At 72.5% G+C, this 19823-nt stretch carries 16 protein-coding genes and 2 tRNA genes; 14 read left to right on the plus strand and 4 right to left on the minus strand.

Annotated elements, in window-relative coordinates; genetic code table 11:
• Positions 1 to 67 precede the first annotated feature (67 nt).
• Positions 68 to 1021, plus strand: a complete 954-nt coding sequence (pheA, locus tag BIV04_RS08125) for a prephenate dehydratase (protein ID WP_071255708.1) — start codon at positions 68 to 70, stop codon at positions 1019 to 1021.
• A 51-nt stretch (positions 1022 to 1072) separates the two neighbouring features.
• Here pheA and BIV04_RS08130 read toward each other — a convergent pair whose 3' ends face one another.
• Positions 1073 to 2098, minus strand: coding sequence for a diacylglycerol kinase family protein (locus tag BIV04_RS08130; protein ID WP_071255710.1), 1026 nt, complete (start codon positions 2096 to 2098; stop codon positions 1073 to 1075).
• A gap of 98 nt (positions 2099 to 2196) precedes the next feature.
• Between BIV04_RS08130 and serS the strand changes: the two genes are divergently transcribed.
• From serS to BIV04_RS08145, 3 genes are all read left to right on the plus strand, one after another.
• A complete protein-coding gene (serS, locus tag BIV04_RS08135) occupies positions 2197 to 3462 on the plus strand; it encodes a serine--tRNA ligase (RefSeq protein WP_071255711.1) in 1266 nt (421 codons plus the stop codon).
• The gene (locus BIV04_RS08140) at positions 3459 to 4313 is read left to right on the plus strand and encodes an HAD family hydrolase (RefSeq protein ID WP_177174794.1); all 855 of its coding nucleotides are present in this window, start codon (positions 3459 to 3461) and stop codon (positions 4311 to 4313) included. The genes serS and BIV04_RS08140 overlap by 4 nt, the downstream gene beginning before the upstream one ends.
• A gap of 149 nt (positions 4314 to 4462) precedes the next feature.
• Positions 4463 to 4550, plus strand: a tRNA-Ser gene (locus tag BIV04_RS08145).
• Between the two features lie 144 nt (positions 4551 to 4694).
• Here the strand turns inward: BIV04_RS08145 and BIV04_RS08150 are convergent.
• On the minus strand, positions 4695 to 5111 hold the full coding sequence (locus BIV04_RS08150; protein WP_071255712.1) for a hypothetical protein: 417 nt from the start codon (positions 5109 to 5111) through the stop codon (positions 4695 to 4697).
• 161 nt (positions 5112 to 5272) lie between these two features.
• On the opposite strand from BIV04_RS08150, the gene BIV04_RS08155 reads away from it, so the two are divergent.
• The 7 genes from BIV04_RS08155 (at position 5273) to BIV04_RS08185 (ending at position 12403) form a co-directional block, all read left to right on the plus strand.
• Positions 5273 to 6352 (plus strand): glycoside hydrolase family 6 protein, encoded by a 1080-nt coding sequence (locus tag BIV04_RS08155; RefSeq protein WP_071255713.1) that lies wholly within the window; start codon positions 5273 to 5275, stop codon positions 6350 to 6352.
• A gap of 142 nt (positions 6353 to 6494) precedes the next feature.
• Positions 6495 to 7859: an LCP family protein gene (locus BIV04_RS08160; RefSeq protein ID WP_071255714.1), complete on the plus strand. Its 1365-nt coding sequence runs from the start codon at positions 6495 to 6497 to the stop codon at positions 7857 to 7859.
• Between the two features lie 479 nt (positions 7860 to 8338).
• Positions 8339 to 8428, plus strand: a tRNA-Ser gene (locus BIV04_RS08165).
• Positions 8429 to 8594: 166 nt separating this feature from the next.
• Entirely contained in the window at positions 8595 to 8927 is a 333-nt protein-coding gene (locus tag BIV04_RS08170; protein WP_071255715.1) for a hypothetical protein, read from the plus strand.
• 118 nt (positions 8928 to 9045) lie between these two features.
• Positions 9046 to 10239, plus strand: a complete 1194-nt coding sequence (locus tag BIV04_RS08175) for an acyl-CoA dehydrogenase family protein (RefSeq protein ID WP_143048618.1) — start codon at positions 9046 to 9048, stop codon at positions 10237 to 10239.
• The gene (locus BIV04_RS08180; RefSeq protein ID WP_071255717.1) at positions 10233 to 11663 is read left to right on the plus strand and encodes a PIG-L family deacetylase; all 1431 of its coding nucleotides are present in this window, start codon (positions 10233 to 10235) and stop codon (positions 11661 to 11663) included. The genes BIV04_RS08175 and BIV04_RS08180 overlap by 7 nt, the downstream gene beginning before the upstream one ends.
• Positions 11660 to 12403, plus strand: coding sequence for a glycosyltransferase family 2 protein (locus tag BIV04_RS08185; protein WP_071255718.1), 744 nt, complete (start codon positions 11660 to 11662; stop codon positions 12401 to 12403). The genes BIV04_RS08180 and BIV04_RS08185 overlap by 4 nt, the downstream gene beginning before the upstream one ends.
• A 79-nt stretch (positions 12404 to 12482) precedes the next feature.
• On the opposite strand, the gene BIV04_RS08190 is transcribed toward BIV04_RS08185, so the two are convergent.
• On the minus strand, positions 12483 to 13217 hold the full coding sequence (locus tag BIV04_RS08190; protein WP_255364216.1) for a phosphotransferase: 735 nt from the start codon (positions 13215 to 13217) through the stop codon (positions 12483 to 12485).
• A 75-nt stretch (positions 13218 to 13292) separates the two neighbouring features.
• A complete protein-coding gene (locus BIV04_RS08195) occupies positions 13293 to 13958 on the minus strand; it encodes a TetR family transcriptional regulator (protein ID WP_071255719.1) in 666 nt (221 codons plus the stop codon).
• A gap of 300 nt (positions 13959 to 14258) precedes the next feature.
• On the opposite strand from BIV04_RS08195, the gene BIV04_RS08200 reads away from it, so the two are divergent.
• From BIV04_RS08200 to BIV04_RS08210, 3 genes are all read left to right on the plus strand, one after another.
• Positions 14259 to 16832: an ATP-binding protein gene (locus tag BIV04_RS08200; RefSeq protein ID WP_071255720.1), complete on the plus strand. Its 2574-nt coding sequence runs from the start codon at positions 14259 to 14261 to the stop codon at positions 16830 to 16832.
• 5 nt (positions 16833 to 16837) lie between these two features.
• Complete coding sequence (locus BIV04_RS08205; RefSeq protein ID WP_071255821.1) at positions 16838 to 17605, plus strand: response regulator; 768 nt, start codon at positions 16838 to 16840, stop codon at positions 17603 to 17605.
• Positions 17606 to 17736: 131 nt separating this feature from the next.
• Positions 17737 to 19716, plus strand: a complete 1980-nt coding sequence (locus tag BIV04_RS08210; protein ID WP_369825303.1) for an amino acid transporter — start codon at positions 17737 to 17739, stop codon at positions 19714 to 19716.
• The last annotated feature ends 107 nt before the right edge of the window (positions 19717 to 19823 follow it).

The raw sequence follows: 19823 nt of genomic DNA on the forward strand, positions 1-19823 counted from the left end.
GGACATCCTGGCACCCGGCGCCGACCTTCGTCGCGGTGCCGGGGCGGCTCTCAGTAGGCTCCTCGTCATGCCGACCCGCGCCTCCTCGACGACCTACAGCTACCTCGGGCCCGCGGGCACCTTCACCGAGGCGGCACTCAAGCAGGTGCCCGAGGCCGTCGGAGCCACCTGGAAGAGCGTCAACAACGTCGGAGAGGCCCTGGCCGACGTCGTCTCGGGCGTCAGCACGGCCGCGATGATCGCCATCGAGAACAGCGTCGAGGGCGGCGTCAGCGCGACCCAGGACGCCCTCGCCACCGTTCCGGGCCTCCGCATCGTCGGCGAGTACCTGGTGCGCGTCAACTTCGTGCTCGTCGCCCGGCCGGGCACCCGCATCGAGGAGGTGCGGGTCGTCAACGCGCACCCGGTCGCCTACGCGCAGACCCACCGCTGGCTCGAGCGCGCCCTGCCCGGCCACGGGCACCTGCCGGCGTCGTCGAACGTGGCCGCCGCCGCGTCGCTGCTCGAGGAGGGCGGGGTCGGAGGCTCGGCGGACGCCGCGGTCGCGCCTCCCGGCATCACCGACCACCACGACCTCGAGGTGCTCGCCCGCGACATCGGCGACAACGACCAGGCCGTCACGCGCTTCGTGCTGGTCAGCCGCACGGTGCCCGTGCCGCCCGCGACCGGCGCCGACAAGACGAGCCTGATCGTCGAGCTGCCGACCGACGGCTCGGGCGCGCTGGTCGACATGCTCGAGCAGTTCGCGACCCGCGGCATCAACCTCAGCCTGATCCAGTCACGGCCGATCGGCGATGCCCTCGGGCGCTACCGGTTCGTGATCGACCTCGAGGGGCACGTGCTCGACGAGCGCGTCGCGGACGCCCTGCTCGGGCTCAAGCGGTTCAGCCCAAGCGTGATGTTCCTTGGGTCGTACCCGCGCGCCGACGGTGCCCCGGCCGAGGTCTCGCCGCGGTACGACGACGAGGCCTTCGTCGAGGCCCGCGACTGGTTGAGCGGGTTGATCAGCGGCCTGCGCTGATCGACAGCCGACGTTGATCAGCGGCCTGCACTGATCAGCGGCGCGCGCTGATTAGGAGTCGGCCGGCACGCGGACGGTCAGGCCGCCCGGGTCGACGACCGCGCGCAGGGCGACGGCCTTGCCGACCGAGTCGCCGTCGATCTCGAAGTCCTGGGGGGAGTCGAGGCGCACGACGAGCTTCTTGCCCTTGTTGTAGCGCAGCGTGCGCACCTCGCGGCTGTTCGCGGCGAGGATCCGGCGACCGACGTGCGTGCGGCGCAGGATGCCGTTCTCCCACACGATCTTGACCCAGATCTGCACCCAGCCGAAGAACCCCTCGGGGCGCAGGGCGACGATGTCGAAGATGCCGTCGTCGATCGCGGCGTCGGGCAGCAGCATGATGTTCGCCGGCAGCAGCCCGCAGTTGCCGACGATGATCGTGTGGGCGCGCATCGACTTGCGGCCCTGGTCGTCGAGCTCGTAGCGGACGTCGATCCGGTTGTCGTCGCGCAGGGCCCGGGCGATGGCGTCGACGTAGGCGAGCCAGCCGACGCGCTTCTTCAGCTCGTCGTTGGTGTTCGCGAGCATCTTGGCGTCGAGGCCCACGCCCGCCATGACGACGAACGCCTTGGTCTCGCGGGAGCCGTCCTCACGCTCGATGTCGACGACGCCGAGGTCGATGTCGCGGTCGCGACCGCTGAACGCCGTCGCGATCGAGTCGTCGAGATTGTCGAGCGAGAGCTCGAGGTTGCGGGCCAGCAGGTTGCCCGTGCCCGAGGGCAGCAGGGCGAGGGAGGCGTCGGTGCCCTGGAGGGCCTCGGCGACCGCACGCACGGTGCCGTCGCCACCGGCGGCGATCACCATGTCGACGCCCTCGGCGAGGGCCTGCTTGGTCACCTCGCCGCCCGGGTCTTCTTTGCTGGTCTCGTAGAACGCCGTGGGGCCCCAGCCGTTCGAGAACTCGTGGCGCTGGACGGCCGTCTTGATCGCGTCGAGGTCGACCTTGATCGGGTTGTAGACGACCGCGGCGGTCTGGCGAGCCGTCTCGGGCTCGGGCGCCGAGGCGTGCTCGGCGGGGGAGGGGGAGGTGGCGGTCATGGGGCGAGCGTATTGGACGCACCTCCGTGAGGTAACGAGAAGACGAAGGCTCTGTGCAGAACGTCGGCCGGGCAGGTGCCGTTGCCTAGGATGGGCGGGTGATCGATCCCCAGTTGCTCCGTGAATCCCCCGACCTCGTCAAGCTGAGCCAGCGGGCCCGGGGCGACTCCGAATCGCTGGTCGACGACGCCGTGGCGGCCGACCAGGCCCGCCGCGCCGCGATCGCGGCTTTCGAAGACCTGCGCGCCGAGCAGAACGCCTTCGGCAAGACCGTCGCCAAGGCGCCGAAAGACGAGAAGAAGGCGCTCGTCGCGCAGGCGCAGCAGCTGGCCGCCCGCGTGAAGGAGGCGCAGGTCGCCTCGAACGAGGCCGATGCGGCCTTCGACACGGCCGCGCGCGGCATCGGCAACCTGATCATCGACGGCGTGCCCTCGGGCGGCGAAGAGAACTTCGTGACGCTCCGTGAGCACGGCACCCGCCCCTCCTTCGATTTCGAGCCGCTCGACCACGCCGACCTCGGCGAGAAGCTCGGCGCGATCGACATCAAGCGCGGCACGAAGGTGTCGGGCTCGCGCTTCTACTTCCTGCGCGGCATCGGTGCGCGCCTCGAGCTCGGCCTGATGAACATGGCCCTCGACCTCGCGCTGAAGAACGACTTCACGCCGCTGATCACCCCCACGCTCGTGCGGCCCGAGGTCATGGCGGGCACCGGGTTCCTGGGGTCGCACGCCGACGAGGTCTACCACCTGCCCGCCGACGACCTCTACCTGACCGGCACGAGCGAGGTCGCGCTCGCCGGGTACCACTCCGACGAGATCCTCGACGTCGAGGCGGGCCCGATCCGCTACGCCGGCTGGTCGACCTGCTACCGCCGCGAGGCCGGGGCCGCCGGCAAGGACAACCGGGGCATCCTGCGCGTGCACCAGTTTAACAAGCTCGAGATGTTCAGCTACGTGCACCCCGACCAGGCCGAGGCCGAGCACGACGCGCTCGTGGGCTTCCAAGAGGCCATGCTGCAGGCCCTCGGCCTCACCTACCGCGTGATCGACGTCGCGGCCGGCGACCTCGGCTCGAGCGCCGCGCGCAAGTTCGACATCGAGGCCTGGGTACCGACGCAGGGCACCTACCGAGAGCTCAGCAGCACGTCGAACTGCACCACCTTCCAGGCCCGTCGCCTCGACACCCGGTACCGCACCGAGAGCGGCAAGACCGCGCCGGTGGCCACGCTGAACGGCACCCTGGCGACCACGCGGTGGCTCGTCGCGATCCTCGAGACGCACCAGCAGGCCGACGGTTCGGTGGTCGTGCCCGAGGCGCTGCGCGGCTACCTCGGCGGCCTCGAGATCATCGAGCCGGTCGCATGAGCCAGGCCGCCGCCGCACCCCGGCCCGACGACGAGCCCGTGGCCGCCGCCGACCGGTGGCTCGTCGCACTCGACGTCGACGGCACGATCATGCCCGAGGACGGCACGATCTCCGAGGCCGTCCTGGGCGAGATCACGCGCCTCCACGACCAGGGTCACCAGGTCATGATCGCGACCGGGCGGTCGGTGTCGATGACGTTGCCCGTCATGGAGCGCCTCGGTCTCGTCTCGGACTACGTCGTCTGCGCGAACGGCGCGATCACCCTGGGACGTGACGAGTCGGCCCCGACGGGGTACCGCCGAGTGCACGTGGAAGAGTTCGACCCGACCCAGGTGCTGTCCACGATCCGCGAGGCCCTGGCCGACGCCGGGGCCGGTTACGCCGTCGAAGACCAAGAGGGCCTGCTGCGGTACTGCGGGTCGTTCCCCGCCGCGGCCGCGGCGCTGAACGCCGAGAAGGTCGAGTTCGACGACCTCGTCGGCCGGCCGGCGACGCGCGTGGTCGTCGTCTCGCCCGACCACGACACCGAGGACTTCCTCACCGCCGTCGAGCGCATGGGCCTGCAGCACGTCAACTACAACGTCGGCTGGACGGCCTGGCTCGACATCGCCCCCGACGGTGTCACGAAGGCGACCGCCCTCGAGCGTGTGCGGCAGTGGCTCGACGTGCCGCGGTCGCAGGTGCTGGCCGCGGGTGACGGGCGCAACGACATCGACATGCTGCGCTGGGCCGCCGGCGAGGGGCGCGGGGTCGCCATGGGCCAGGCGCCCGACGACGTCGCCGCCGTGGCCAACGAGCAGACGTCGAGCGACCTGGACGACGGGCTCGCCGAGGTGCTCGCGACACTCTGAGCCGGCTGTTCGCCCCGGCACGTGGCCGGGGGTGTCCGCTAGACTCGGCCCCGGTTGCCGGTGCGCATCCCGCCACGAGATGAACACGACGCCACGATAAAACGTGGCGTTTTGTCCACATCGTGGCGGCGTAGCTCGCCAGGCCACCGGGAGGGCTGTCCGAGCGGCCGATGGAGCTTGTCTTGAAAACAAGTGGGCAGAGATGTCTCGTGGGTTCGAATCCCACGCCCTCCGCCAGACGAGTTGCGCGTTCCGCACCGCGCCCTGGAGGGCGCCGACCGGGCGGACGCATCGCTGGCGCGCCGCGGGGTTAAAATCCCACGCCCTCCGCCAGGTGAGGCGAGGCCGGAAACCGGCCCGCGCCTCCTGAGGTGGACGGGGTTAGGCCTTGGCGGCGGCGTAGGTGGCGAAGGCCTCGCCGATCAGGGTGCTGAGCTCGCGCCAGGTGGTGTCGTCGACCGAGACGGCGGAGTCGCCGTCGACGAAGCCCGCGTGTTTGTGGAGCACGTCCGAGCCGACGGCCGGGAGCACGTAGAAGTCGCGGGTCCAGTCGTCGGTGTCGGCGATGACGGGAGCGCCGTACCAGTCGAGGTAGCCGTCGAAGACGTCGTTGCGCTCGTCGCCCTTGAGCCAGGTCTCGACCGAGTCCCGCCACGCGTCTCGGTTGGTCTCGCCGTTCATGTGGTCCTCCGGGGCCTGGTGCGTGCGGGAGCGTCCGCGACCGCCGGTCCAGTGTCCCAGGTCGGTCGCCTCGAGGGCCGCCGCGAGGGCCGTCCCGGCGACGGTGCGCGGTGGCAAGTGACCCCCGAAGGGGAACGCCCCGTCCCCCCGAACAGGGACTGAACGCGACGACGCCCCCGTGTTGCACTGTTCGAGCCTCCCTCTGCGGCCCCGCAGCGGTCGGCACCCCGGGTGGGCCGAACACCGCCCGGGCCTCCGACACCCCAGGACCCACACCCATGACCCACATCACCCCGACGTCCCGCGCCGCCCTCGTCATCGGCGCCGCCGTCGCCCTCGTGGCCGGCCTCGCGGCCACCCCGGCCGCCGCCCACGCCGCCGGGCCCACCCCGACCTCGACCCCGACCTCGACGTCGACGTCGGCGTCGGCACCCCGCACGACCGCCACGACGACCCCGCAGACCATCCGCACCGCGAGCAGCGCGACCCTCTACAAGGGCGGCCTGTTCGTCGACACGAACGGCGAGGCCGCCCGCGCCGCGACGACGCTCACGTCGCAGGGACGCACCGCCGAGGCATCGGCCGCCCGCACGATCGCCCAGCAGTCCGTCGCCACGTGGCTCGGCGGCTGGTTCACCGACGCGCAGCTCGTGCAGAAGATCGACGTCACCGTCGCCGCCGCCGAGAAGAAGGGCACGACCCCCGTCTTCGTCACGTACAACATCCCCAACCGCGACTGCGGCAGCCACTCGGCCGGCGGCTCCGCCGACAACGCGGCCTACCTCCGCTGGAACCAGCTCGTCGCCTCGCGCCTGGCCGGCCACCGGGCCGCCGTGATCGTCGAACCCGACGCCCTCGCCCTGATCAGCAACTGCCCCACCCAGACGAACGGACGCGAGGCCACCATCGCCGCGGCCGTGGCGGCGCTCGCCGACGCCGGGGTTCCCGCCTACATCGACGCCGGCAACTCGAACTGGGTGCCGCCGCAGACCATGGCCGCACGGCTCAAGGCCGCGGGCGTCGACCGGGCCCGGGGCTTCGCGACCAACGTCTCGAACTACTACCCGGTCGAGTCCGAGCGGGCGTACGCCGAGAAGGTGTCGCAGGCTTCAGGAGGCGCGCGCTACGTGATCGACACGTCACGCAACGGTCGCGGTTGGAAGGGCACGTGGTGCAACGCCCCCGGCGCAGGCCTGGGGTCGGCACCGTCCGTCCAGACCGGCTCGACGAAGCTGGACGCCCTGCTCTGGATCAAGACGCCCGGGGCCAGCGACGGACAGTGCAACGCCGGACCGGCGGCCGGCCAGTGGTTCGCGTCGTACGCCGTGCAGCTCGTCGCCAACCGCAAGGTCGGCTGAGTCCCCGGGGGCGGTCCAGGACCGTCTGCGTAGACTCTCCTTCTGCCCGTACACCGAACGGTGCACGTCCGCCCGCTCGATCCACGAGTTCTCTCGAGTCCGAGCGAGCGGCCAGTGCCTTCGATGACCGAGAGGACACCGCGTGAGCGACCTTCGCGACCGATCCGGCCGTGGCCGCCGAGCCGCCCGACCCGAGGGGACCGCCTTCGGTCGCCGTGCCACCCCGGCGACGACGGGAGTCGCCCGTCACGGTCGGCTGAAGAGCGGAGGCCCGGTGCGGGCCGTCACGAAGGTGGTCGCCGCCTCCGTGGCCGTGCTGCTCGTCAGCGGAGCCTCGGTCGGTGCGATCGCGGCCTACCAGGTGCGCAGCGACCTCGGCACGGGTGTCGAACTGCAGGCGGCCCAGGGCGAGACGACCAAGCCCGCGCCCCCGTCGATCAGCGAGTACGAGGGCGGCTTCAACATCCTCGTCGTCGGGACGGACAACGACGCCGGCCAAGACCAGGGTGCCTTCGGCGAACGCGATGCCACCCTGAACGACGTCAACATCCTGCTGCACGTCTCGGCCGACCACAGCAACGCGACGGCCGTCAGCATCCCGCGCGACATGGTCGTGCCCATCCCGTCGTGTGCGAAAGAGGACGGGTCGGGGTACTACTCGGCGATGTCGGCCCGGCCGATCAACGAGGCCTACTCGTACGGCGGGCTGAGCTGCGTCGCCTCGACCGTGTCGAGCCTGACCGGTCTCGACATCCCCTTCGCCGGCATGATCTCGTTCAACGGCGTCATCGAGATGTCGAACGCCATCGGCGGTGTGCCGGTCTGTGCCGCGACCCCCATCAAGGACCGCTACACGGGTCTCGACATCCCGGCGGGCGAGTCCGTGCTGTCCGGGGCCGACGCCCTGGCCTTCCTGCGCACCCGCCACGGCGTGGGTGACGGGTCCGACCTCGGCCGCATCAGCAGCCAGCAGGTCTACCTCTCGTCGCTGCTGCGGACGGTGAAGAGCGGCGACACCCTCAGCAACCCCACGAAGCTCTACTCGCTGGCCCGTGCCGCGGCCAGCAACATGACCCTGTCCGACCAGTTGACGAAGATCGACACCATGGTGCAGATCGGCCTCGCGCTGCGAGACCTGCCGCTCGACTCCGTCAACTTCGTCCAGTACCCCGGCACGACCGGTGGCTCGGGCGTCTACGAGGGCAAGGTGCAGCCCGACAAGGCCGTGGCGACGCAGCTCTTCGACGCGATCAAGAACGACGTTCCGTTCTCGATCCCCGAGGGCAGCACCGGCATCGGCTCCGAGAGCACCGCCACGGGTGACGGATCGGCGGCGAGCCAGGCCCCGGCCGCGCCGGCCGAGACGGCCGCACCGGTCGACACGGCGGCCCCCACCGACCCGGGCGCAGGAGCGGCGACCACGCCGCCGACGACCGAGGTCATCGAGGGGCTCACGGGTCAGACGGCGGCCGACCAGACCTGCTCGGTCGCGTTCGGCTCGAACTAGGCGCACGGCCGAGAAGTCGTCCCGGCGAGTAACCAGCTCGCCGGGACGACCGGTGACCTCAAGCGGCGGCCCGAACCGGCACGCATGAGAACCCCGCGATGCCGGGATCAGGGGTGCGGCACCGTGGGGGGTGTGGAGGCCGGCGTCGATGCCGGCGGCGAGCCCCTCGGACGCAGCCGTTCGGGTGCGGCGCTCGATGGTGGGGCACGTGACGCGACGACTGTCGGGGGGCGTGTTCGGCAAGGGTGAACGGGCTCGTGCTGTCGAGCCACTGCCCCTCGGCCGTCGTCGGCGTCAGGGGTACTCTATGTGTCGGCACAAATGCCGACAAGCCGATCACGCCCCCCAGAGCGGGTGGGGCACGGGTGGTTCTGTGCACGCCCCTCTGCGCCCGACGTCGGACCGGCCCCCGGCCCGGTTTCGGCATCTGGCTCTCGGGCCGCTATGCTGGTCCCTGCGCGTTCGCTCGCGAGCCGCATGGAGCCGTCGCATAGTTCGGCCTAGTGCACCACCCTGCTAAGGTGGAGTTCCCTTTGTGGGAACCGTGGGTTCAAATCCCACCGGCTCCGCGGAAAGCCACGTCGGTTCTCTCTCTCGCCAGAGATGTTCCGGGGTGGCTTTTCTTCTGCCCGCTCCCGGGCACCCCGACGTCCCCCGGGGCGGTGCTCTCCCAGACGCCTGCGGCGTAACGTGACCGGTGACGACGAGTCGTCTCGACTGCAGGGAGAACCACCGGTGAAACGCATCCACTACGCCGACGAGTACCTGGTCACCGGCGACGAGATCGCGGCGGCCGTCGTCGAGTACGCGCGAGCACTGGCCCTGCAGAACAAGTCCGACATGGTCGACCTGCCGGGCATGGACCGTGGTGGCGTCCACCAGCGATTCCAGATCCTGCTCGGCCCGGCGAGCCAGATGCTCGTCTCCGAAGAGCAGACCGACGAGGCCGAGATCGACGACGACCACCTGGTCGACGACATCGAGGCCCGCATCCATCGGCTGCGCCGCGTCGAACCCCAGACAAGCGATCCCACCGACGGCATCCCCCTGGACGCCGACGAGTTCTGAGTCCTGCCGCGGCGACGACATCCGCCGCCGCGACGACACCCGACGCGTGGACGACACCTGTCGCCAGCTCGGTGTCAAGGCCCCGCGTGAGGCCGGGCGACCGACTACCGTCGGGAACATGAGCACTCCTGCGCCTGCGCGCCCCGCCGGGACCGTCGTCCCGGTCACCCTGGGAGGCGCGGGTCCCGTCGTCGGGACCGCGACCGCTCTCGCCGTCGACCAGCTGCGATCCGGCCAGGCGCCGACGGTCGACGAGGCCCTCGACCTCGCCGTCGAGCTCGGTCGACACGGCGCCCTGCCCGGACTCGGATCGACGGCCGACCTCTGGCAGGCCCTGGCCACGCTCGCCGCGCACGACCTCGGTGCGGCACGGGCCGTCGAGCCGCACCTCGACGCGCTCGCCATCCTCGACCAGCACGCCGAGGACGTCGCCGCGACGTCCCCCGAGACCCTGCCCGATGAGGACGACGGCGCGGGCTCCGCGCTGCCCGCCCGCGCCCGCACCGACGACTCCTTCACCTGGGGCGTGTTCGCCGCCGAGGGCCCCGGCGTCCGCCTCGAGGGCGCACGCCGCCCCGGCGCACCCGCCGCATCCGGGGCCTGGTCGCTGACGGGCACGAAGCCCTGGTGCTCGCTCGCGGGCACGGTCGACGGCGCCCTGGTCACCGCCTGGGTCGGCGACGAGCGTCGGCTGTTCTCCGTCGACCTCCGTCAGCAGGGCGTCACCGTCACGGCCGACGCGTGGCACGCCCGGGGCCTGGTCGAGATCCCGTCCGGCCCGGTCGACTTCGACGACGTCGAGGCGCACGAGGTCGGTGCTCCCGGCTGGTACCTCGAGCGTCCCGGCTTCTCGTGGGGCGGCATCGGCGTCGCGGCGTGCTGGTACGGCGGCGCGGTCGGGGTGGCGCGCACGCTGCTCGCCGCGGCGGTGACCGCCTCGTCGCGCGCGCCGGAGCGCCCGGCCGACCCGCACCTCCTGCAGGCCCTCGGCCTCGTCGACACGCGGCTGGCCGACGCCCGCCGGGCGCTGGTCGAGGCCGCCGACCTCGTCGACGCCGGTGAGGCGACCGGTGAGGCGGGCCGGCTGCTGGCCAAGCGCGTCCGCGGGACGGTCGCGCACGCCTGCGACGAGGTGCTGGCCCGGGCGTCCCGTGCGCTCGGCCCCGCGCCGCTGGCCACCGACGCCGACCACGCCAAGCGCGTCGCCGACCTCGAGCTCTACCTCCGTCAGCACCACGGCGAACGCGACGACGCGTCGCTGGGTCAGACGGTGCTCCGCGACGCCGTCCGCGACGGGCTCCCCACGTGGTGAGCTTCGACGGTCGCGCGCCGGGCACCCCGGTCGAGACCTGGGAGGCCGACCCGCGCCTCCTCGCCCTGCCGTCGCTCGACGGCACCGTCGACCCGTCCGCGGTGTCACGTCTGGTCGTGCTGGCCGCCCACCCCGACGACGAGACCCTCGGCGCCGGCGGGCTGATCGCCGACGCGGCCGCCCGCGGCGTCCCGGTCACGGTCGTCGTGGTCACCGACGGCGCCGCCTCGCACCCCGGCTCGACCACGAGCGCCGAGGACCTCGTCGCGACGAGGGCCGAGGAGGCGCGGATCGCGGTCCACCTGCTGGGTCCCGACGTCGAGCTGGTGCAGTGGAGCATCGCCGACGGAGCGGTCCGCGAGGCCCGTGCCGAGATCACCGAGCGGCTGCGGCCCCTGCTGCCCGGACCGGGTGGCCTGCTCGTGGCGCCCTGGCGCGGGGACGGCCACCGGGACCACCGTGTGCTCGGCGAGATCGCCGCCGAGCTGGTGGCCGAGGCGGACCAGGCCGCCACGACGCTGCTCGAGTACCCGATCTGGCTGTGGCACTGGGGGTCGCCCGACCACCCCGACGTGCCCTGGTCGGCGCTGCGCCTGTCGTCCCTGGACGCCGTCGCCGACGCCGCAAAGCGCTCGGCCCTCGCGGCGTACGTCTCGCAACGTCGACCGCTCTCGGGCGCGCCCGAGGACGCCCCCGTGCTGCACCCGGTGTTCGAACGGCACTTCGCCCGCGGGCGCGAGGTGTTCGTGGTGGCCGAGCCGGGGTCGGGCGGCCCGGCCGCGGGCGGCCCGGTCGCGGGCGCTGCGGCGTCGGGTGAGGCGGCGGGCCCGGCGACCGAGGCCACGTTCGACCGGACGCACGCCCGCCGCGCCGACCCGTGGCGGGTCACGACGCGCTGGTACGAGCGCCGCAAGCGCGCCCTCACCGTGGCGTCGCTGCCGCGTGAGCGCTACGGCCGCGTGCTCGAGGTGGGCTGCTCGATCGGCGTGCTGACCGGCGACCTGGCCCCCGCGGCGGACCGTCTGCTGGCCCTCGACGTGTCGTCGGTGGCCGTGCAGGCCGCGCGCGAACGGCTGGCGAACCTGCCACACGTCACGGTCGAGCAGGCCGACGCCGCCGCCGACTACCCGTCGGGCACCTTCGACCTCGTCGTGCTCAGCGAGGTCGGCTACTACCTGGCCCCCGACGCGTTCGGGCGGCTCGTGGACGCGATCGTCGACGGCCTGGCCGAGGACGGCGACGTCGTGGCCTGCCACTGGACCCAGCCCGAGGGCGACTTCCGGCAGAGCGCGGACGACGTCCACGCCCGGCTGGGGGCCGACCCGCGCCTCCACCGGGTCTCGCACCACGTCGAGGGCGACTTCGTGCTCGACGTCTTCTCGCGCGACGCCCGGTCGGTCGCCGAGCGGACGGGGCTGCGATGAGCGACGCCCGCGTGCGCACGAGCCCGACCCGCCCCGTGCGGGCCGTCGCGGTGGTCGTCCCCGCGCACGACGAGGAGGAACTCGTCTCGCGCGCCCTCGACGGCATCGACCTGGCCCGACGGCACACCGCCCGGACCCGTCCGGAGGTGCGGGTCGTCGTCGTCCTCGTGGCCGACGCCTGCACCGACGGCACGGTCGCGGCCGCCCGTGCGCACCCTCGCGTGGCCGTCGTCGAGATCGAGGCCCGCGGGGTCGGCGTCGCCCGGGCCGTCGGAGTCGACGTCGCCCTGGACGAGCTCGGCGTCCCCTCGGGCGACCGGCCGCTCGACGCGGTGTGGCTCGCCTGCACCGACGCCGACTCGGTCGTGCCGCCGGGATGGATCGACGACCAGCTCGACCGCGCGGCGTCGGGTGCCGACGTCGTGATCGGCACCGTCCGCCCGGACTTCGCCGACCTCTCGCCGCGCCAGATCGCGGCCTGGACCGCCCGGCACACGCCCGGGCGGCCGAACGGCCACGTGCACGGCGCCAACCTCGGCGTACGGGCCTCGTCGTACCGGGCCGTCGGCGGGTTCGCCCCGGTCGACCTGCACGAGGACAACGTCCTCGTCGACCGGCTGCGCGACGCCGGGGCGACCCTCGTCGCCTCGGACGTCGGCGAGGTGCTGACCTCGGGGCGTCGCGACGGACGCACGTCGGGCGGCTACGCGGGGTACCTCGCCGTGGACCTGCTCGCCTGACGCGACCGGCACCGCGCCTCCTCGTCCCGGGGCGGTGCGGTCGACGCCGTCGCGGACGACCGCAGGAGGCGCGCGCGGGTCAGTGGCGCAGGGTCGCCAGGTACGCGGCCTCGCGCTCGTACCCGTCCGCGTCGTCGGCGAGCTGGGGGTTGCCCAGCTCGACCGCCTTGTCGCGGCTCATCTCGGCGAGGTCGTGCAACCGGATGATCGCGACCCGCAGCACGTCGGCCCAGGTCGCCGCGCTGCCGTAGGCATCGAGGAGCAGCCGCACCCGCCGCTCGGCGTCGGCCATGCCGGGGGCGTTCGGCGGCGTGCGGTCGGTGAGGGGGACCGCACGGGTGGCGTAGTAGGCGAGGTCCCACAGGCGCGGGCCGGGCGAGGCGAAGTCGAAGTCGATGGCGCCGACGACGTGCCCTGCGGCGTCGTAGGCGAGGTTGTGCGGCGAGAAGTCGTTGTGGCAGATCACCTCGGACGGCACCTTCGCCGGGGCCTGCCAGACGGCACCGTCGAGGCCGAAGCCGATGCTGGCGTCGTGCAGGCGGCGGAGCAGTCGGGCGCCCTCGACCAGGGCCTCGTCGGTGAAGACGTGGTCGGGCAGCGGGTAGACGGGCACGTCGGCGTCGACGAAGCTCAGTCGTTCGCGACCGCCCTCGATGCCCAACGGCCGAGGGATGCCCTCCACACCCGCGCGGGACAGGTACCGCAGGTGGCGGTGGACGGTGGGGGTCCAGGGGCCGGCGACACGGAGGACGGTGTCGCCCTGTCGGACGACCGCGTTCATGTTCCCGCCGGCGAGGACCTCGCCGGTCGGCACCTCGCCTGCCGGGGATTCGCCTACCGAGAATCCGCCTGCCGGTAATTCACCTGCCGGGACCGGGCCGACCACGACTCAGGCCACGGGGCCGAAGCCGGTGCGGAAGCGGTCGAAGGTCGTCACCCAGTAGGCGCGAAGGGCCTCGACGCGTTCGTCGTCGGTCGTCGCGTCGGCCCACGGGTCGTAGACGCCGCGCAGGACGGCGATGACGGCACCCCAGGTCGAGTGGATCAGCAGGGACGTGGTCAGGGTGTCTCGCGAGGGGCCGACGGCCAGCGCGATGACGTCGCCGATGCGCTCGGTCATGGGGACGCCGACGGCGAGCACGTAGGGCAGCAGGGGCTCGTGCGTCCTCAGCAGGTGGCGGAGGCTGATCATGTAGTCGACGAGCTGGGTGTCGACGGCCGACAGCAGCAAGAGTTCGAGCAGATCGATGTCGGTGCCGTCGAAGGACGCCAGCATCGACAGGTCGGAGGCGTCGACCGCCGCGCCCGCCTTGTTGAGCAGCACCGACGCCACGGCGTCTTCCTTGCACGAATAGTGGTTGGCGAACGTCCGTCTCGAGTAACCGGCCAGAGCGGTCACGTCTTCGACGACGAAGCCGTCGAAACCCTTCTCGGACGCCAGGCGGAAGGCCGCGTCGGCGAGCCCGCGGCTCGTCGCCCGACGCTTCTCGTCGCGCCCGCCGACCGCTTCCGTCGCGAACCGGGTCAGGTCGCCACGCGCTGGGGTCTGCTGCATCGGACCATGGTGCCGAAACTTTCTGAGAATTTGCATGCCCATTGGGCAACGGCCTCGAGATCGCGTATCCTTCAAGAGTCCGATTCGGGTCGGACGGCCTCGAAAGACACCAGGCACACAACCCCCTGTGAGATCGCGCAGGGTCGCGTCGGGTGCGACCCTCCAGCTGAACCACAGAGGGGGCCCGGTCCTTTCGAGACATACGCCTCGTGGCCCCCGTGGTCACGGGGCGTTCCCGTGTGCCCGGCGAGTGGTCCCCGTCCGGCACGGTCAGGTCCGCGGGAGTGACAGGCTGAGCCCATGAAGCGAGGGCGGTTGCGGGTGCTGCTGGGGGCGGCACCCGGAGTGGGCAAGACGTACACGATGCTCGAAGAGGGCGCACGGCTGCGAGCGGAGGGCGTCGACGTCGTCGTGGCCGTCGTCGAGACGCACGGGCGGCGCGCGACCTCGGCACTGGTCGGCGACCTCGAGGTCGTGCCTCGCCGGGCGGTCGTCCACCGCGGCGTCGCGTTGGACGAACTGGACCTGGAGGCGGTGCTCGCGCGGGCCCCGCAGCTCGCGCTCGTCGACGAGCTCGCCCACACGAACGCCCCCGGCTCCACCCACGAGAAGCGCTGGCAGGACGTCGAGGCCCTGCTGCTCGCCGGCATCGACGTCGTCTCGACCGTCAACGTGCAGCACGTCGACTCGCTCACCGACGTGGTCGAGCGCATCACCGGGGCGACCCAGCGCGAGACCGTCCCCGACGCCGTGCTGCGGGCGGCGGACCAGGTCGAACTCGTCGACCTCGCCCCGCAGGCCCTGCGCGACCGGTTGGCGGAGGGCGTCGTCTACCCGGCCGACCGGGTCGACGCGGCGCTCTCGAACTACTTCCGTCTGGGCAACCTCACGGCACTCCGCGAGCTGGCGCTGCTCTGGCTGGCCGACGAGGTCGACAGCGCGCTCAAGGCCTACCGCGACGAGCACGGCATCGACAGCACGTGGGAGGCCCGCGAGCGCGTCGTCGTCGCCCTGACCGGCGGACCCGAGGGCGAGACGTTGATCCGCCGGGGCGCCCGCATCGCCGCACGGTCGTCCGGAGGGGAGCTGGTCGCCGTGCACGTCAGTGCCCAGGACGGCCTGCGGCAGGGAGCGCCCGGAGCCCTGGCGGCGCAGCGTGCCCTGGTCGAGAAGCTCGGCGGCACGTACCACCAGGTCGTCGGCTCGGACGTGCCCCGCGCGCTCGTCGACTTCGCCCGTGGGGTGAACGCCTCGCAGCTGGTGATCGGCGTCAGCCGGCGGGGGCGCCTGGCCGCGGCGTTGACCGGGCCCGGCATCGGCTCGACCGTGATCCGCGAGTCCGGTCGCATCGACGTGCACATCGTCACCCACGCCTCGGCCGGTCGCGACCGGGTGCTGCCGCGACTCGGCGGGGCCCTGTCGCGGCGCCGAGTGATCGCCGGCTTCGTGCTCGCCCTCGTGGCGGGGCCGCTGCTCACCGGGCTCCTGGCCGGGCATCGCTCCGAGGACGGCATCGCGGGCACGGTGCTGGTCTTCCAGCTGCTGGTCGTGGTGGTCGCCGTCACGGGCGGCATCTGGCCGGCCCTGCTCGCGGCGCTGCTCTCGGGCGTGACGCTCGACCTCTTCTTCATCGCGCCGATCTACCAGCTGACCATCGCCGAGCCGCTGCACCTGGCCGCACTCGTGCTGTACGTGCTCAACGCCGCCATCGTCAGCTACGTGGTCGACCAAGCCGCCCGCCGCAGTCGCGCCGCCGCCCGGGCACTCGCCGAGACCGAGCTGCTCGCGACCGTCGCGGGCAGCGTGCTGCGCGGCCAGGACGCCCTGCAGGCACTGATCGGCCGCACCCGCGAGGCCCTGGGCATGACCCGGGTGCGCGTCGTCCAGGGCGGGGTCGAGATCGGGGAGGCGCGGCTCGCCGACGACGGACGTCCCGCAGCCGGGTCCCCGGCCGAGACCACCACGTCGATCGCCGCGGGCACCGACGCGACCCTCGAGCTGACCGGACCCGGACTGCAGGCAGCCGACCGGCGCCTCCTGGACGTCGTCGCGGCGCAGGTCGAAGCGGCCCTCGAGCACTCCGAGCTGAGCCGGGCCGCCGGCCAGGTCGCCCCGCTCGCCGAGGTCGACCGCATGCGCAGCGCTCTGCTCGCCGCCGTCGGCCACGACCTGCGCCGCCCGCTGGCCGCGGCGACGGCCGCCGTCAGCGGACTGAGGCAGACCGACGTCGCCTGGAGCGACGCCGACCGAGACGAGCTGCTCTCCACCGCCCACGAGAGCCTCGACTCGCTCTCGACCCTCGTCACCGACCTGCTCGACGTCAGCCGCGTGCAGGCGGGGGCGCTCGCCGTGACGCCGGCGGACGTCGACCTCGACGAGGTCGTGCTGGGTGCCCTCGACGAGCTGGGCCTGGGGCCGGCCGACGTCGAGTTGGCGCTGCGGGCGACGGTGCCGCCCGTGCGGGCCGACGCCGTGCTGCTGCAGCGCGTGGTCGTCAACCTGCTCGACAACGCCCTGCGCCACTCGCCGCCGGACGCGAGCGTCCGCATCTCGACGAGTGCCTTCGGCGACCGCGTCGAGCTGCGGGTGGTGGACCGCGGCCCCGGCGTCCCGGTCGAACGGCGCGACGAGATCATGGTCGCGTTCCAGCGGTTGGGCGACACCGACAACGGCACGGGGCTCGGACTCGGCCTGGCGCTGAGCAAGGGATTCGTCGAGGCGATGGGCGGCACGCTCGCGCTCGACGACACACCCGGCGGCGGACTGACCATGGTGGTCGGGCTGCCGGTGGCCGGGCCTTCGGGGGCCGGGCCCGCCGGGGCGGCCGGGGCGGCGGGGGCGGCCGGGGACGATCGGGTACGGTCGGCCACGTGAGTGCCGTGAAGATCTTGATCGCCGACGACGACCCGCAGATCCTTCGGGCGCTCAAGGTGACCCTCGGGGCGCGCGGCTACGACGTCGTCACGGCCGGCGACGGGCGCGAGGCGCTCGACCTGGCGGCGACGCAGCACCCCGACCTCGTCATGCTCGACCTCGGCATGCCGCACCTCGACGGGGTCGAGGTGATCGCCGGCCTGCGTGGTTGGTCGACCGTGCCGATCCTCGTCGTGTCGGGCCGCACCGACGCCGCCGACAAGGTCGAGGCCCTGGACGCAGGAGCCGACGACTACGTCACGAAGCCCTTCTCGATGGACGAGCTGCTCGCCCGCATCCGGGCGCAGACCCGCCGCTTGCCGTCGGGCACCGACGACGAACAGCCCGTGGTGGCCTTCGGCGACGTTCAGGTCGACCTCTCGGCGAAGACCGTGGTGCGTCGGGTTGGCGCCCGCGGCGCTGCGGGGGCGGGCGTGGGCGGAGGCGCCGGCGGCGAGTCGGTGCGACTGACGCCGACCGAGTGGAAGATCCTCGAGCTGCTGCTGCACAGCCCCGACAAGCTGATCACGCGCGAGACCATCCTGACCGAGGTCTGGGGCCCCTTCCACGCGAAGGACACCGGCTACCTGAGGCTCTACTTCGCCCAACTCCGCAAGAAGCTCGAGCCCGTGCCGGCCGCCCCCCGGCACCTCGTCACGGTGCTCGGCATGGGCTACCGCTTCGTGCCCGACGCCGGCGCCGACGCCGACGCGCAGGCCGTCCAGGGGTCGTGACCGCGGTCGCCGCCGAGATCCTGACGGTTTCCTAACGCCGGACGACACCACCGGGAGGCGCGGGAGGCCTAACGTGACAGGGCGCGTGCCTGCCTCCCGGCCGGTGCGCCCCGCACGTCCGAGAGGAACCCGTGACCGCGCAGCCCGAGTCACCCGCCAGGGTCGAACCGCCTACCCCGCACGCGACTACACGACGGATGCGCAGCTGGCTGCTGCACGGCCTCACCGAGACCGCGGGCACCCACCAGGGGCCGCACGCCGAGACCCCGGAGAAGACCCACTCGTGGTGGCGGGTGATGTGCCTGACCGGCGTCGACTACTTCTCGACCCTCGGATATCAGCCGGCGATCGCGGCCGTCGCGGCCGGCCTGCTCTCGCCGCTCGCGACCATCGTGCTCGTGCTGCTGACCCTCTTCGGCGCCTTGCCGGTCTACCGCCGCGTCGCTCGTGAGAGCCCTCGTGGCGAGGGGTCGATCGCGATGCTCGAGCGGCTGCTGCCCTGGTGGGGCGGCAAGCTGTTCGTCCTCGTGCTGCTCGGCTTCGCCGCCACCGACTTCATGATCACCATCACCCTGTCGGCGGCCGACGCCACGGCGCACGCGGTCGAGAACCCGTTCGCGCCGTCCTGGTTCCACGGGGCCGAGGTGCCGCTGACGCTCGTGCTCGTCGCACTGCTCGCCGCCGTCTTCCTGCGTGGGTTCCGCGAGGCGATCGGCATCGCGGTCGTGCTCGTCGCGATCTTCCTGACCCTCAACCTCGTCGTCATCGCCGTCTCGCTCTTCCACATCGGCGAGAACCCGGTCGTGATCGGCAACTGGTGGGACGCCCTGACGGTGCAGCACGGCAACCCCTTCGTCATGGTCGGCATCGCCCTGATCGTCTTCCCGAAGCTGGCCCTCGGCCTGTCGGGCTTCGAGACCGGGGTGGCGGTCATGCCGCAGATCACCGGCGACCCGACCGACACCCCGGCCCAACCGGTCGGACGCATCCGTGGGGCCCGGCGCCTGCTCGCCACGGCCGCGATCATCATGAGCTCGTTCCTCATCCTGTCGAGCTTCGTCACGACCCTGCTGATCCCTCAGGCCGAGTTCCAGGCCGGCGGGTCGGCCAACGGTCGCGCCCTGGCGTTCCTGGCGCACCAGTACCTCGGCGACGGCTTCGGGACGCTCTACGACGTCAGCACCATCTGCATCCTGTGGTTCGCCGGAGCGTCGGCCATGGCCGGGCTGCTCAACCTCGTGCCGCGCTACCTGCCGCGCTACGGCATGGCGCCGCAGTGGGCCCGAGCCGTCCGACCCCTCGTCCTGGTCTTCACGGTGATCGCATTCATCATCACCATCGTGTTCGAGGCGGACGTGGACGCCCAGGGCGGGGCCTACGCGACGGGAGTGCTCGTGTTGATCACCAGCGCCTCCGTGGCCGTGACGCTGTCGGCGCGACGGGCGCGCCAGCGCAAGCGCACGATCGGCTTCGGGATCGTCGCCCTCGTGTTCGTCTACACGACCGTCACCAACGTCGTCGAACGCCCCGACGGCGTGCGCATCGCCGCGATCTTCATCATCGGGATCATCGCCGTGTCGCTCGTCTCGCGGGTGCAGCGCTCGTTCCAACTGCGGGCGACGTCGGTCACCCTCGACGACACCGCCCTCTCGTACGTACGAGAGGACGCCGACGAATACGGCACGATCCGCGTCATCGCCCACGAACCGGGGCGTGAGGTCGCCGAGATCTACAAGAAGAAGCTGTCGGCCGAGCGCAAGTACAGCGGCATCCCCCAGCGCTCGCCGGTCATCTTCCTCGAGGTGCACAAGGGCGACTCGTCGAACTTCGAGGAAGACCTCGTCGTGACCGGGCATGCCCTGCACGGCTACCGGGTGCTGCGCACGACGAGCGGTGCCGTGCCGAACGCCGTGGCCAGCGTGCTGCTGGCGATCCGCGACGAGACCGGCGTCGTGCCCGACATCTACTTCGAGTGGACCGAGGGCAACCCGCTGTCGAACATGGGACGGTTCTTCCTGACCGGCGTGGGCGAGGTCGCGCCGGTGACCCGCGAGGTGCTGCGCCGGGCCGAGCCCTCGCGCAGCCGCCGCCCCGACGTGCACGTCAGCTAGCCGCCCCGTCCCTCCCGTCGCGCCCGTCCGGGTCCCGTTCCGCGCCCCGCGCCTCCCCGCCCGCTCTGCCCCCCCGCCCCACTTCGCACCCGGTTTCGAACGATGCA

It is taken from the genome of Frigoribacterium sp. MCBA15_019 (assembly GCF_001864945.1).
Taxonomy (GTDB): domain Bacteria; phylum Actinomycetota; class Actinomycetes; order Actinomycetales; family Microbacteriaceae; genus Frigoribacterium.

Coding starts and splice junctions, on each gene's coding strand:
- BIV04_RS08130 (WP_071255710.1), bottom strand. CDS start 2,098: ATGACCGCCACCTCCCCCTCCCCCGCCGAGCACGCCTCGGCGCCCGAG.
- BIV04_RS08175 (WP_143048618.1), top strand. CDS start 9,046: ATGAGCACTCCTGCGCCTGCGCGCCCCGCCGGGACCGTCGTCCCGGTC.
- BIV04_RS08155 (WP_071255713.1), top strand. CDS start 5,273: ATGACCCACATCACCCCGACGTCCCGCGCCGCCCTCGTCATCGGCGCC.
- BIV04_RS08140 (WP_177174794.1), top strand. CDS start 3,459: ATGAGCCAGGCCGCCGCCGCACCCCGGCCCGACGACGAGCCCGTGGCC.
- BIV04_RS08200 (WP_071255720.1), top strand. CDS start 14,259: ATGAAGCGAGGGCGGTTGCGGGTGCTGCTGGGGGCGGCACCCGGAGTG.
- BIV04_RS08195 (WP_071255719.1), bottom strand. CDS start 13,958: ATGCAGCAGACCCCAGCGCGTGGCGACCTGACCCGGTTCGCGACGGAA.
- pheA (WP_071255708.1), top strand. CDS start 68: ATGCCGACCCGCGCCTCCTCGACGACCTACAGCTACCTCGGGCCCGCG.
- BIV04_RS08185 (WP_071255718.1), top strand. CDS start 11,660: ATGAGCGACGCCCGCGTGCGCACGAGCCCGACCCGCCCCGTGCGGGCC.